Source organism: Devosia sp. SL43 (assembly GCF_021729885.1).
In the GTDB taxonomy this organism is placed as follows: Bacteria; Pseudomonadota; Alphaproteobacteria; order Rhizobiales; family Devosiaceae; genus Devosia.
This window is the reverse complement of the sequence record NZ_CP063401.1, coordinates 592,636-605,006: the sequence shown is the minus strand read 5'-3', so window position 1 is coordinate 605,006 and position 12,371 is coordinate 592,636. Positions and strand designations below refer to the sequence as shown.

The following is a 12,371-nucleotide window of genomic DNA, read 5'->3' as shown; positions in this document are numbered from 1 at the left end:
AGCTCCGGTTCAGGTCAGGCCTTGCGGCGGGCTTGCGCGATCTGGCGGGCGCCAAATGTTGCCAGGGCGACGGAATAGAGCGTCGGATTGGTGGCGGTCACTGTCGGGATCACGCCATTGCCGGCGACGTAGAGGTTCTCGAAACCCCAGACGCGGCTGTTGCGATCGCAAACGCTGGTGCCGTCGTCGGCCGCGCCCATGCGAATGGTGCCCTGATAATGCAACGAACTGCCGACCGGCAGCACGATGGTGGCAAAGCCAGGGGCAGGGCGGCCGATAATGTCGGAAATGCTGCGCGCTATGCCTTTGGCGGTTTCCAGCCGTGCCTTGTCTGCTTCGGACTGGCGCCAATGGATGGAAATCGCCGGCAGGCCCATCCAATCAAGACGGGAATCGTCAAAGGTGACGCAATTGTCGGGGCTGATATCGCCCGGCACGAAAAAGCCCATACCGACCGGCTGTCCAACAATATCGCCTGAAATCGGCATGGTGTTGAGGCTAGCCGGCGCAATGGTAACGGAATACGGGAAGTCGTCGGTCGCCGGTATCCAGTTCATCGCCTTCATCGGCAAATTGGTCTGCATCTCCGATATCTGCGAGATGATGTAGTGGTCGTTGAGATAGCGCCCGAGCGCCTCGGGCCGGATGTCCGATGCGTAGAGCAACTGCGGGGAGTGCAGCGCGTCGCAGGCGACGATCACCGTGCCAGCGGCCACGAACCAGGTGTCATCGCTGCCCGGCGTCGCGAGTTCGACGCCCGTCACCTTGCCGCCCTCGTGCACGACGCGGCGGCAGGCCGTTTCTGCTTGAATGCGGAACAGCTCCGGCGGCTCGTCGACCATTGGTCCGAGCACGACGTCGGTGCCGTGATAGCGCAGCGGCACGTCGTCGCCTTCCGGTGTTGCCGCCAAGGGCATCGGCTGCACGAAGCGGTCCGGTGTGCGGCCGGCATTGAACACGGATCCAAGCCTGTCGCGGAGGGATGCCGCGGTAACGTCGCCGGCGCGCGGGTCCTTGTTCGTGCCAAGCAGCCATTCGGCGACGCCGATGGCGGCTTCTAGCTCTTCTGCCGGGATGAATGGGACACGCTCCGCCTGCGACGGTGTCGGGGTGCCGGTCGACCACTTGGTACCCATGCCGCCCACATTGGCGGCCGAAAAACCGGCAAACAGGTTTTCGACCGGGTCGGCATCGTTGGCGATGAACAGGCCCGAACGGCGCAATTGCGACGCATCGAAGCCGCCCGCGCGCCGCGCTTCCCACTCTTCCTTGCTGATCGGCTGGCGCGGCGTGCGGTCGCCACCCTGCGCCTGGACTTCCAGCGCGCCGCGCTCATCGAGGTCGAGCACGTTGTCCAGGTGGGCGCCGGTCTTGGGCAGGATCTGCGGTCCCGCCTCGACCATCAGGATGCGCGCTTCCGGCCAATCGCGCCGGATGATCCTGGCATAGGCCGAGCCGGTCGGACCGCTGCCGACGATCACGACATCAGGGGATTCCTCACGCATCAGCAATGCCTCACCGCATCAAAGGAACTGGTATGTAAATGGTATTAATGGTACTTTATTGGTACGTAAAGGGTGGATTTTGTGCCATGCTGACAGACAGTTGGCTCAACCCACATATTCTCGTCGTACCGGAGCGCTTCGCATGAAACTCGGCATGTCATCCTACAGTTTCCGTCCTCTGCTGGCCAATGGCGGGCTAACGATCGAGAGCATGTTCGACTGGATGAGCAACAACGGCGCCGAACATCTGGAGATCGCGACTTTCTCGTTTTCTCAGCCCGGCCATGAGGCCGAATATGATCTGGTCGCAGATGCGGAGACACTGGGTCGCATTCGGGCCGAGACTGCACGAACCGGCATTCCGATTTCAGGCATCTGCATGGGTGCCAAATTCGCTTTCGTCGACGATGCAGAGCGACGGGCCCAGATCGATCAGGTCAAACGGCACGTCGAACTGTGCAACCGACTCGAAGTCGGCTTCCTCCGTCATGACGTCGTCCTGTGGTCGCAGCGGCTGACCAGTGCCGCTGATTTCGAGGACAACTTCTCCGGCATCGTCGATGCCTGTCAGGAGATTGCCGATTTCGCGGCCGGGCAGGGCGTCACCACCAGCGTGGAGGACCACGGCTTCTTCATGAACGGCAGTGGCCGGGTGCAACGCCTGTTGCACGCTGTCGATCGCCCCAACTTCAAGTTCACCGTCGATGTCGGCAATTTCCTCTGCGTCGATGAAGACGCTGTGGTCGCCACCCGCGCCAGCCTTACCGATGCCAGCTTCGTCCATCTCAAGGACTTCTATGTTCGCCGCACGTCGCCCGGCCCGGGCTGGCTCGAAACCCTGGGTGGGCAATTCATCCGTGGCTCGGTCTTTGGTTTTGGCGATCTCGAAACGCGGATGATTCTCGAAGCCGTCGTTGCCTCAGGCTATGACGGTTTCGTCTCGCTCGAATATGAAGGCGCTGAGCCGACGCTGTCCGGCTGCGAAACTGGCCTCGCCAATATCCGCCGTATGCTCGGCGACATCCGCGGCGCCTAAAGCGCCGCGAGCCGGTCGAACCGTGCCTTCAAATCCCTGAGGCGGTGGCGATCGCCGCCCGGTACCTCGATCGAGGCCCAGCCGGAATACCCCACCAGACGAAGGGCTTGGTTGACCGCGGCCCAGTCGCAATCGCCCTCGCCCAGTTCCATGTCAAAGCCCTTCCAAGGGCCCAGCGTGTTCATCCGCTCCAGGCTGAATTCCTTGACGTCGATCTTGAGGATGCGCTTGCCCAGTGCTTCGATCCAGTGCGCCGGACGACCGTAGCGCAGCACGTTACCGACGTCGAAATACCAGCCGATCCGCGGGTGGTTGAAACCATCCACAAACCGCGCCGCCTCCAGCGGGCTGAGCAGGAAGTCGTTCCAGACATTCTCGACAGCGATAGAAACCCCGGTCTTGTCCGCGTGCTCGAGCACCTTGCTCAGCTCGACAGTGGCACGCTCATAGGCCTGGGCATAGCTTGTCGCGGCATTGACCACACCTGGCACGATCAGCATCGTGCTGGCGCCGTACTCCCGCGCATTGTCGAGCGCCGTGCGGATCGACTGGAGACAGCGCCTGCGCACCTCCGGATCAGGATCGGTCAGCGGCGCCTTCCAATGCACCGAATTGATCACCCCGGGAATGGCCAGCCCGCTGCGATCGCGCGCCGCAATGATTTCGGCCAGGGGCAGGTCGTTGGGAGCGTCGAGTTCGACGCCGTCGAAGCCCAGGTCGGCCAACAGCAGGAACCTGTCTATTATCGACAGTCCAGGCTCCTCCACCATGCCCCACTTGAGGCTTACCTTGTTCAATGGGCGGTTGGTCATGCTGGGTCTCACTGATGAATCGCCGCACCTGAGCATTACCGGTCCCTGCGCCGCAAGTTGTCTGTATGCTGCGTTTGGCTTGATTCATGGCCCGAGTGGCATTGCAGGACTGAAGTGTTTGCAACGCCGCCCCTCGCTATGGGCGGGCGAAGCATAGGACGATTCGAATGAGCGTAGCCTTCACCAAGGAAGACAGTGCCGAGACAGCATCAGAGACCCTGCTGCTAGATCGCCCAGTGCCGGAGGGGCCGAACCTGGTCACGGCCGAAGGTCTTGCGGCGCTGGAGCTACAGCTGGCCGATGCGCGGACAGCGTACGATGCCGCCATGCTGATCGAGGACGTCAACGAAAAGCGCCGACAGGCTGCCAGTCCACTGCGCGACCTGCGCTACTTCGCCGACCGCGTGCGCACCGCTCAGGTCGTGCCGCCTGCCGCAGGCGATATTGTCGCCTTCGGCACCACGGTGACCTTCGAACGCGACGACGGTCGGGTGCAGACCTACCGCATCGTTGGCGAGGACCAGGCTGATCCCAAAACTGGCTCGATCTCCTTCGCCTCGCCCATCGCCCGAGCCTTGCTCGGCAAGTCACCTGGCGATTCAGCCACCGTAGCTGGTGGCGAGCTGGAGATCGTCCGCCTCGGCTAGACCAGCGAGAAGCCGTGGGCGAAGGGGTCGCGGTCGTCGACATAGATGGTATTGAGTCCGGTCTGGCGGGCCCAGCCGGCGATCGACGGGATAATGCCGTCATAGTCGCCGACCTTCACCGCCCGCTCCACGCGGCCATTGAACACTGAGCCGATGATCGACTCATGGTTGAACGCGTCGCCGACCTTGAGTTTGCCACGCCCATACCACTGTGCCATCCGGGCCGAGGTGCCGGTACCGCAGGGGGAGCGGTCGATGGCCTTGTCGCCATAGAATACGGCATTGCGGGCGGTACTTTTCGAGCTGGTCGGCTTGCCGGTCCACAGGATATGGGTGCAGCCGCGGATGTTGTCGTTCTCCGGATGGATGAACTCGTAGCGCTCATTCATCGCCGTGCGCAACGCCGGGCTCCAGCGCAGCAGATCGCCGACCGTCACATCGGCAATGTCAGTGAAGCTCTCCTGCGGGTCGACGATGCAGTAAAAATTTCCGCCGTAGGCGACGTCCACTTTGAGTTTGCCCAGGCCAGGCGCGTCGATTTCGAGGTCGCACGAGTGAAGGAAGCTTGGAACATTGGTCAGCCGGACGTTCTCCACATATTCGCCATTCATCGTGTACTCGGCGACCACCTTTCCGGCGGGCACGTCGAGGTTCACCACTCCCGGTGTTTTGGGCGTCATCAGCCCGTTTTCGATGGCCATGGTCACAGTGCCGATCGTGCCATGCCCGCACATGTAGAGACAGCCCGACGTTTCGATGAAGAGAATTGCGATATCGCAATCCTCGCGCGTCGGCGGGTAGAGGATCGAGCCGCTCATCACGTCGTGGCCACGCGGCTCGAACATAAGGCCTTTGCGGATCCAGTCATGGTTCGCGAGGAAATCGGCGCGCCGTTCCATCATCGAATTGCCCTTTAGGAGCGGGCCGCCGCCGGCCACCAAGCGGACCGGATTGCCGCAGGTGTGACCATCGAGGCAGGTAAAGATATGACGGGACATGGAGTTAGGCTCGTTCGTTTCTAAAATAGATCAGCATCCCAGATGGGCACCGATCGTCGGGACGTCTCGTCAGTACCAGTCTTAGGCGAGAAGCAGCAAGGTCGAGGCAAGCTCAACTCAATTCCTGTCGACAAACAGCATACAACGGCGTTAGTGATAGCGCAATTCGGTGAATGTGCGCCGAGCGATCCCACAATCAGGATAGTTTCGATGAACAACGACATCTTCACCGGCGTCATCCCCGCACTCATGACACCATGCTTGCCGGACCGCACGCCGGACTTTGATGAGCTGGTGCGCAAAGCCAGGCAACTTGTCGAGGTCGGCATGTCGGCCGTCGTTTATTGCGGGTCGATGGGGGATTGGCCGCTGCTGACGGACGCGCAACGCCAGCAAGGCGTCGAGCGACTCGTGGAGGCCGGTTTGCCTGTAATCGTGGGCACAGGTGCGATCAACACCGCGTCGGCCGTAGCGCATGCGGCGCATGCCCAAAGGGTTGGTGCTGCCGGGCTTATGGTCATTCCACGTGTATTGTCGCGCGGATCCTCGCCTGCGGCCCAGCGCCATCATTTCGAGGCCATTCTGGGCGCTGCGCCCAGCCTGCCGGCGATCATCTACAACAGCCCCTATTATGGCTTCGAGACCAAGGCCGACCTGTTCTTCGCGCTGCGCGCAAACTTCCCGAACCTGGTTGGCTTCAAGGAATTTGGTTCGACCGCGGCCATGACCTACGCGGCCGAACACATCACTAGCGCTGACAAGAGCGTGGTGTTGATGGCCGGCGTCGATACGGGGGTCTATCATTGCTTCGTCAAAGCCGGCGCCAGCGGCGCGATCACCGGCATCGGTAATGCGTTGCCACGTGAAGTCCTCAACCTGGTTGCACTGTGTAGGGCTGCAGCTGCCGGCGATCTCGATGCCCGCAGCAGGGCGCGCGAGCTCAGCGAGGCCATCGAGGTGCTGTCGTCGTGGGACGAAGGCACGGATTTGGTCCTGTATTACAAGTACATGCTCGAACTGCAGGGCGAAGCGGCCTACAAGCTGCACTTCAATGCCACCGACGAGCTCTCGCCTAGCCAGCGGGCCTGGGCAAAGGTTCAGTATGAGCAGTTCAAGTCCTGGTACGCGGCGTGGAGCCAGCTCCCTGGAGCCGTTCAGCAGTACCGGGCCTGATGAGGGGACGATGACGAAAGCCAAGGCCATATCGACCGCAACCGAAGCAAAGACGCGTGTCCGCGGCCTTGGCGCACGAACTGTCTACGACACCCTGCGCCAATCTATCCTGGAGCTTCAGCTCGAACCCGGCAGTCCCCTCGACGAGGTGACGCTGTCCGAGCGTTTCGACATGTCGCGCACGCCGATCCGCGAGGCACTGGTGCGGCTGGTCGCCGAGGGTCTCGCCAAGACGCTGCCCAACCGCAATACCGTCGTCGCCACCATCGATTTCGAGCAGCTCCCGGTCTATTTCGAGGCGCTGACGCTGATGTATCGTGTCACCACACGGTCCGCCGCCGTGCATCGCCAGGATCAACAACTGCTGAAAATTCGAGAGCTGGCCAGCCAGTATGGCGAGGCGGTAAAGCAGCATGATCCGCTGGGCATGATCCAGGTCAATCGGGACTTCCACATGGCCATCGCCGAGGCCGGCGGCAATGCCTACTTCACGACACTGTTCGGGCGCCTGCTCGACGAAGGCCGGCGCATTCTGCGGCTTTACTACCGCTCGTTCGACGACAACCTGCCACGTCGTTACGTCGACGAACACGAAGAGATGGTTCGCGCCATCCAGGCCAGAGACGCAGACAAGGCCGATGAACTGGCTGCCGCGCATGCCGCCCAGATCGTCGCGCAAATTCAGAGCTACATTGCGCGCGCGACGGTGACTGGAATCGCACTCGGCCCGGATCGCTCCTGATGGCAAAGCTTGCGGTTATCGGGGCAGGCATCGTTGGCGCCACCGCTGCGGCCCGTCTCATCCAGGATGGGCACGACGTCACCACATACGAGCCCGACCCCAGGGGCCTTCCAACATCGACAGGCAATGCCGGGCTGATCGCCCTGCCGGAAATCGCGCCTATCGCCAGCCCGGGCATCCTGTCGGCGGTGCCCAAATGGCTGCTTGACCCGCTTGGGCCGTTGACCGTGCGCTGGACGGACGTGCCTGCGCTGCTGCCGTGGCTGCTTGCGTTCCTGGGCTCAGCAACGCCCGCGCGTGGAAAGATCATCCGCGTGGCACTGTCGCAATTGATGCAAACGGCGCTGCAGGATCACGAGGCGCTGGGCATGGCCATCGGGCATACGGGCTACCTCCGCAAGACCGGTTACCTGTCCGTGCATGACAGCGAGGCGAGTGTTGCCGCGGCCCTGCGTGATGTTGAGTCCGTCAAGCAGGTTCTGGGTTTCGACTATGAGCGGCTGTCCCCTGCCGAGGCGAGGGCGCGTGTGCCGCAGCTTGAAGGCGCGTTTGTCGGTGCGGTCCATCAGCCCATCTACTGGGCCGTGTCCAACCCTCTGACTGTGCTGCGAGCTTATCAGGAACACATCTTTTCACAGGGAACACTCGTGCCCCTAAAGGCCGAGCGCCTGTCTCAGGAGCCGGGCGGTGTCCGCGTCCATGCGACCAATGGGGCACTGCTGTTCGACAAGGTGGTCGTCGCCTCGGGCGTGTGGTCACGCGACCTGGTTCGCGGTCTGGGTGCCAAGGTGCTACTCGAGAATGAGCGCGGCTACAATACCACCTTCACGGACCTCGACTGGAATCTCGCCATCCCAGTCGGCTTTGCTGATCATGGCTTCGTCGCCAGCCCACTGGTCGACGGCTTGCGCGTGGGTGGTGCGGTGGAACTGGCCAAGCCGGAGACGCCACCGAACTTCGAGCGCGCCAAGGCCATGCGCACCAAAATGCGGCGCTATGTGCCCAGTCTGCCCGAGGGTGGCAAGGAGTGGATGGGTCGGCGCCCGTCGACCCCGGATTCCCTGCCGGTCATCAGCCTGCATCCTGGTGACGATCGCATTGTCCATGCCTTCGGTCACGGCCATCTCGGACTGACGCTGAGCGCCGTGACCGCCCGGCACGTGGCATCGCTGATCGCTGGCAGCAAGCCGGATATCGACCTCAAGCCATTCTCGATCGATCGCTTCCAGTAGGCCTCAAGCCTCGCGGATCCAGACCAGCATGCTGGAGGGTTCGCGATTGGCCCACAGGTGATAGGGGATGGCCCGGAAACGCGTTGACGAATACTGCGCCGGAGCCGTCCGATAGAGCGTTTCGCCCCAACCCTCCAGTTGCGCCATTTCGGCCGGGCCTTCGAGCACCGTCGCGCCACCGAGCAGGTTTGCATCGAAGCGAGCCGTGATCTCCGCGTCGGGAGCGATGCGCAGTTGCTGCGGCGCAGCGTCGTTGTCCAGGCCTTCGAGACAATAGACCACTGGCCCGCGCTTCAGCGCCACGCGCCCGGCATCCTCGCCGACCTGGGGATTGGCGTAGAGGCGTTCGACGGGCATTGGAAAGGTGATGCGCACCACGTCGCCTGGGGCCCATTCTCGATCAATGGTGGCATAGCCCTTGGCGATGGAGGGGACGATTGCTTCGCCATTGACGCCGAACTGCGCAGAGCGCGCCCAGCTTGGGATACGCAGATGCAGCTTCAGGCGATGTGACACGGACGGTGTCACCGTCAGGGCGATATCGCCGTCCCAGGGATAGGCCGTCTGCTGCGCGACCTGCACGGTCTCGCCGCCGATATCGAGAGAAGCAGTGTTCTGGCCGTAGAGATGTACGGCCAGTTCACCCGGCTTGCTGGTGTAGAAATAGCTGCCGACCTAATCGATCAGTCGGGCGATATTGGTCGGGCAGCAGGGGCAATAGTGCCATTTCCAGCGCCGATTGTCGCCGTGGCTCTCCAGCACGTTCTCGTAGAAATAGTGCTCGCCATCGCGGGAGATGCCAGATAGTGCGCCATTGTAGAGGGCCAGCTCGACATGGTCGGTAAACCGGCTGTCGAGGTCGATCTGCGCCATGCGATGGCTCCAGAAGGCTAGGGCTACTGCAGCGCAGGTTTCGGCATAGGCTGTGTGGTTGGGCAGGTCGTATTCGCGGGTGAAGCCCTCATTGGTGCCTGAAGGCCCGAGGCCGCCGGTCACATAGAGTTGCCGGCTGGTGAGGTTGTCGAACAGTCGGTCACAAGCCGCCAGCAGGGTCAGGTCCGAGGTTTCCGCCGCCAGATCGGCCATGCCTGAAAAAAGATACATGGCCCGCACGGCGTGGCCGACCACCTTGGTCTGCTCGCGCACCGGAATATGGGCCTGGCTGTAGGAATAGTCCGCGTAGACATAGTCCGTTGGATCGTCACCGCGTCGGCGCGCTTCCTCGTCGTAATAGGCCGGCGACTGGCCGCGCTCGTCGATGAAATACTGCACCAGGGCAAGATGTCGCGGCTCCTGCGTCACACGGTAGAGCTTGATCAGCGCAAGCTCGATTTCCTCATGGGCCTCGTAACCGCGCAGCTTACCTGGCTCGCAACCGAAGGTATCGATGATGTGGTCGACCGCCTTGATCATGACATCAAGGAAGCGCCGCTTGCCGGTGGCCTCGAAATAGGCGACGGCTCCTTCCAGCAGGTGACCCATTGAGTACATTTCGTGCAGGTCACGCAGGTTGGTCCAGCGCTTGTTCGGCTCACGGCGGATGAACCACGAGTTGAGATAACCGTCCGCCATCTGCCCCTGTTCGAGCCGCTCGACGATATCGTCGATCTTGGCCTCGAGTTCGGGATTGGGATGCGCCCTCAGCGTATAGCTGGCCGCTTCGATCCACTTGCCGAAGTCGCTGTCGAAAAAGTGCTGCATCGACAGGCCGCTCGGCTGGATCGGGCGGACCAGAGGTGCGGGCGGCAGGTGGAAGTTGAGGACTTCGAGAAAGCCCTCCTCGTCGAGGCGCCGATGCTGGCTGGGCACAGTGACCTTGCGTACGGTCTCGGTCCAGCTGTCCCAAAAGCCGCCAGTGAAGTCGACCCTGGAATGGTCGACCGGCACGAAACGCTCAATACGGGGCGTGGAGGAAAGGTCTGTCCGCATGGTCGAATCCTCCGGCCGGGTCAAATCAACGGCGGACGTTTCTACCAAAGCTGTCGTCATTGTGTCGACAGCGTGAGGTGCGGGCGCGATTAGTGTTGATGTTTAGAGGTAGGTGGTTGGTTGGACGAGCGAGGGCTCAACGGTAACGCTGTGTAACTCGACCATTATCTTCTCGGCCGGTTCCAGGAAAATCGGCGTGAGCGCGTCGGCTACCAGCACGTCCAGTATGGCTTCTAGCGCCGTGCCGTCAGGTTCGTCCGGCCAGTGGAACACGCCCCGGCTGTAGCCAGCAAATTTGACGTCGTGGGCAACGATATAGACGCTGACCGCCCAGGCCTTCAGCGGGCGCCTATCTTCACTTGCAGGACGCGGAATGGACGGCAGGGGAATCACCTGATCGCGGGCCAGCGGTGATCCGGCACGAAGCGCCAGGCCATCATGCTGCGCCTTGGCCAGCAGTAAATCCTGGACGTCCCATAGGTCCGGCTGCTGGGGCGTCAGCACAATATCGATAACTCGAACCGATTTTCCCTGCGGGTCGAGCAAATAGCCGGCCACCAGGTGGCGCAGCAAAGTCGGTGACGTCTGCATCGGGATCGGCATGGCTACCTATCGCTACCGCCGCTATCGATCCGAGGTTTCCCACCGCGGATTGATCCACGGAACGCTATTGTCCGGAGGCAGGGGGCGCTTGCCCAGGATGTGATCTGAGGCCTTCTCACCCACCATGATCGATGGCGCATTGAGATTGCCATTGGTGATGCGCGGGAAGATGGAGCTGTCGGCGACGCGCAGGCCGTCGACGCCGATAACGCGCAGTTCCGGATCGACCACGGCCATGGGGTCGCTGGCCTTGCCCATCTTGCAGGTGCCGCAGGGATGGTAGGCACTTTCGGCGTGGCGGCGGATATGGTCGTCCAGTTCGTCGTCGGTCTGGTATTTTTCGCCTGGCAGAATTTCCTTGCCGCGATAGGGATCGAATGCTTTCTGTCCGAAAATCTCGCGGGTCACGCGGATGCAGTGGCGGAAGTCGGCCCAGTCCTGCGGGTCGGACATGTAATTGAACTGGATGCGCGGCGGTGCCTTCGGGTCTGACGAGCGCAGCGTCACCGCCCCGCGTGACGCCGAGCGCATTGGACCGACATGGGCCTGAAAGCCATGCCCCTCGGCCGCTGCCTGTCCGTCATAGCGGACGGCGATCGGGATGAAATGGAACTGGATATCGGGGTATTTGACGCCGGCCTTGGAGCGGATGAAGGCCGCGCTTTCGAACTGGTTGGAGGCGCCCAGACCATTCTTGAAGAACAGCCACTGCGCGCCGATCAGCGCCTTGCCGAACAGGTTCCAGTATTTGTAGAGCGTGATCGGTTGGATGGAGGCCTGCTGGATGTAGAGCTCCATATGGTCCTGCAGATTGGCGCCGACGCCAGCACGGTCGGCCACCACCGGAATGCCGTGCTCGGCCAGCTCCGCGCCGGCACCGATGCCGGACAGCAGCAGGATTTTTGGCGAGTTGATCGAGGAGGCGGCGACGATCACCTCGCGCTTTGCCCTCACGACCTCGATCTGTCCACCACGCTCGATTTCGACACCGACGGCGCGACCGTTCTGGATCACCACCTTGCGGGCAAAGCATTTGACCAGTTGGAGGTTTGGGCGTTTCAGCGCAGGCTTGAGATAGGCATTGGCGACCGACCAGCGGCGGCCTTGCCAGACGGTCTGTTCCATCGGCCCGAAGCCTTCCTGCTTCTCGCCATTATAGTCGTCGGTCAGTTCGAACCCGGCCTGCTTGCCGGCCTCGACGAACGTCTTGAACAGCGGATTGTCGCGCTTGCCGCGGGTCACATGCAGCGGCCCGATCTTGCCGCGACGGTCCGGATCGCCGCCATGCGGGCCGGGATGCCAGTTTTCCATGCGCTTGAAGTAGGGAACCACGTCGGCATAGCCCCAGCCGGCAGCGCCGCTTTCCACCCAGTGGTCATAGTCGCCGGCATGGCCGCGCACATAGACCATGCCATTGATCGAGGACGAACCGCCGATCACCTTGCCGCGCGGCACGCCCAGCGTGCGACCGCCCAGATGTGGCTCTGGCTCGCTGCGAAAGCCCCAGTCGTAGCGCGGCATGTTCATCGGATAGCTCAGGGCCGCCGGCATCTGGATCAGTGGCCCGAAATCGGAGCCGCCGAATTCCAGCACGATGACGGTATTGCTGGAGTCCTCGCTCAGGCGTGCCGCCATGGCGCCGCCGGCTGAACCCGAACCGATGATGACGAAATCAGCTTCCATGCCGGACGCTC

Annotated in this window: 10 protein-coding genes and 1 pseudogene; 5 read left to right on the top strand and 6 right to left on the bottom strand. The window is 62.3% G+C overall.

Translation table 11 applies throughout. The features are described 5' to 3' along the window. Positions 1-14: 14 nt before the first annotated feature. Entirely contained in the window at positions 15-1,505 is a 1,491-nt protein-coding gene (locus IM737_RS02955) for a GMC oxidoreductase (RefSeq protein WP_236898201.1), read from the bottom strand. Positions 1,506-1,647: 142 nt separating this feature from the next. Here IM737_RS02955 and IM737_RS02950 point away from each other — a divergent pair, with 142 nt between their 5' ends. Then, entirely contained in the window at positions 1,648-2,541 is an 894-nt protein-coding gene (locus tag IM737_RS02950) for a sugar phosphate isomerase/epimerase family protein (protein WP_236898199.1), read from the top strand. Here the strand turns inward: IM737_RS02950 and IM737_RS02945 are convergent. Further along, the gene (locus tag IM737_RS02945; RefSeq protein ID WP_236898197.1) at positions 2,538-3,353 is read right to left on the bottom strand and encodes a sugar phosphate isomerase/epimerase family protein; all 816 of its coding nucleotides are present in this window, start codon (positions 3,351-3,353) and stop codon (positions 2,538-2,540) included. The genes IM737_RS02950 and IM737_RS02945 overlap by 4 nt on opposite strands. Positions 3,354-3,520: 167 nt before the next feature. Here IM737_RS02945 and greA point away from each other — a divergent pair, with 167 nt between their 5' ends. Continuing rightward, positions 3,521-4,000: a transcription elongation factor GreA gene (gene greA, locus IM737_RS02940; RefSeq protein WP_236898195.1), complete on the top strand. Its 480-nt coding sequence runs from the start codon at positions 3,521-3,523 to the stop codon at positions 3,998-4,000. Here the strand turns inward: greA and IM737_RS02935 are convergent. Next, positions 3,997-4,998 carry a 4-hydroxyproline epimerase gene (locus tag IM737_RS02935; RefSeq protein ID WP_236898193.1) on the bottom strand — a complete coding sequence of 334 codons (1,002 nt, stop codon included), beginning with the start codon at positions 4,996-4,998 and terminating at the stop codon, positions 3,997-3,999. The two genes, greA and IM737_RS02935, sit on opposite strands and share 4 nt — an antisense overlap. A 210-nt stretch (positions 4,999-5,208) precedes the next feature. On the opposite strand from IM737_RS02935, the gene IM737_RS02930 reads away from it, so the two are divergent. Genes IM737_RS02930 through IM737_RS02920 form a run of 3 tightly spaced genes read left to right on the top strand, consistent with a single transcriptional unit; the run spans position 5,209 to position 8,145 of the window. Continuing rightward, positions 5,209-6,171 (top strand): dihydrodipicolinate synthase family protein, encoded by a 963-nt coding sequence (locus IM737_RS02930; RefSeq protein ID WP_236898191.1) that lies wholly within the window; start codon positions 5,209-5,211, stop codon positions 6,169-6,171. Between the two features lie 10 nt (positions 6,172-6,181). Next, entirely contained in the window at positions 6,182-6,913 is a 732-nt protein-coding gene (locus IM737_RS02925; RefSeq protein WP_236898189.1) for a GntR family transcriptional regulator, read from the top strand. Further along, positions 6,913-8,145, top strand: a complete 1,233-nt coding sequence (locus IM737_RS02920; protein WP_236898187.1) for an NAD(P)/FAD-dependent oxidoreductase — start codon at positions 6,913-6,915, stop codon at positions 8,143-8,145. The genes IM737_RS02925 and IM737_RS02920 overlap by 1 nt, the downstream gene beginning before the upstream one ends. Positions 8,146-8,148: 3 nt before the next feature. Here IM737_RS02920 and IM737_RS02915 read toward each other — a convergent pair. From IM737_RS02915 to betA, 3 genes and pseudogenes are all read right to left on the bottom strand, one after another. Next, positions 8,149-10,074, bottom strand: a pseudogene (locus IM737_RS02915) (glycoside hydrolase family 127 protein). Between the two features lie 102 nt (positions 10,075-10,176). Beyond that, a complete protein-coding gene (locus IM737_RS02910) occupies positions 10,177-10,677 on the bottom strand; it encodes a hypothetical protein (RefSeq protein ID WP_236898185.1) in 501 nt (166 codons plus the stop codon). 21 nt (positions 10,678-10,698) lie between these two features. Then, on the bottom strand, positions 10,699-12,360 hold the full coding sequence (gene betA / locus IM737_RS02905) for a choline dehydrogenase (RefSeq protein WP_236898183.1): 1,662 nt from the start codon (positions 12,358-12,360) through the stop codon (positions 10,699-10,701). Positions 12,361-12,371 lie beyond the last annotated feature (11 nt).

Bases quoted from the DNA above. Each gene is read 5' to 3' on its own strand.
- IM737_RS02955 (WP_236898201.1), bottom strand. From the start codon at position 1,505: ATGCGTGAGGAATCCCCTGATGTCGTGATCGTCGGCAGCGGTCCGACC.
- IM737_RS02950 (WP_236898199.1), top strand. From the start codon at position 1,648: ATGAAACTCGGCATGTCATCCTACAGTTTCCGTCCTCTGCTGGCCAAT.
- IM737_RS02945 (WP_236898197.1), bottom strand. From the start codon at position 3,353: ATGACCAACCGCCCATTGAACAAGGTAAGCCTCAAGTGGGGCATGGTG.
- greA (WP_236898195.1), top strand. From the start codon at position 3,521: ATGAGCGTAGCCTTCACCAAGGAAGACAGTGCCGAGACAGCATCAGAG.
- IM737_RS02935 (WP_236898193.1), bottom strand. From the start codon at position 4,998: ATGTCCCGTCATATCTTTACCTGCCTCGATGGTCACACCTGCGGCAAT.
- IM737_RS02930 (WP_236898191.1), top strand. From the start codon at position 5,209: ATGAACAACGACATCTTCACCGGCGTCATCCCCGCACTCATGACACCA.
- IM737_RS02925 (WP_236898189.1), top strand. From the start codon at position 6,182: ATGACGAAAGCCAAGGCCATATCGACCGCAACCGAAGCAAAGACGCGT.
- IM737_RS02920 (WP_236898187.1), top strand. From the start codon at position 6,913: ATGGCAAAGCTTGCGGTTATCGGGGCAGGCATCGTTGGCGCCACCGCT.
- IM737_RS02910 (WP_236898185.1), bottom strand. From the start codon at position 10,677: ATGCCGATCCCGATGCAGACGTCACCGACTTTGCTGCGCCACCTGGTG.
- betA (WP_236898183.1), bottom strand. From the start codon at position 12,360: ATGGAAGCTGATTTCGTCATCATCGGTTCGGGTTCAGCCGGCGGCGCC.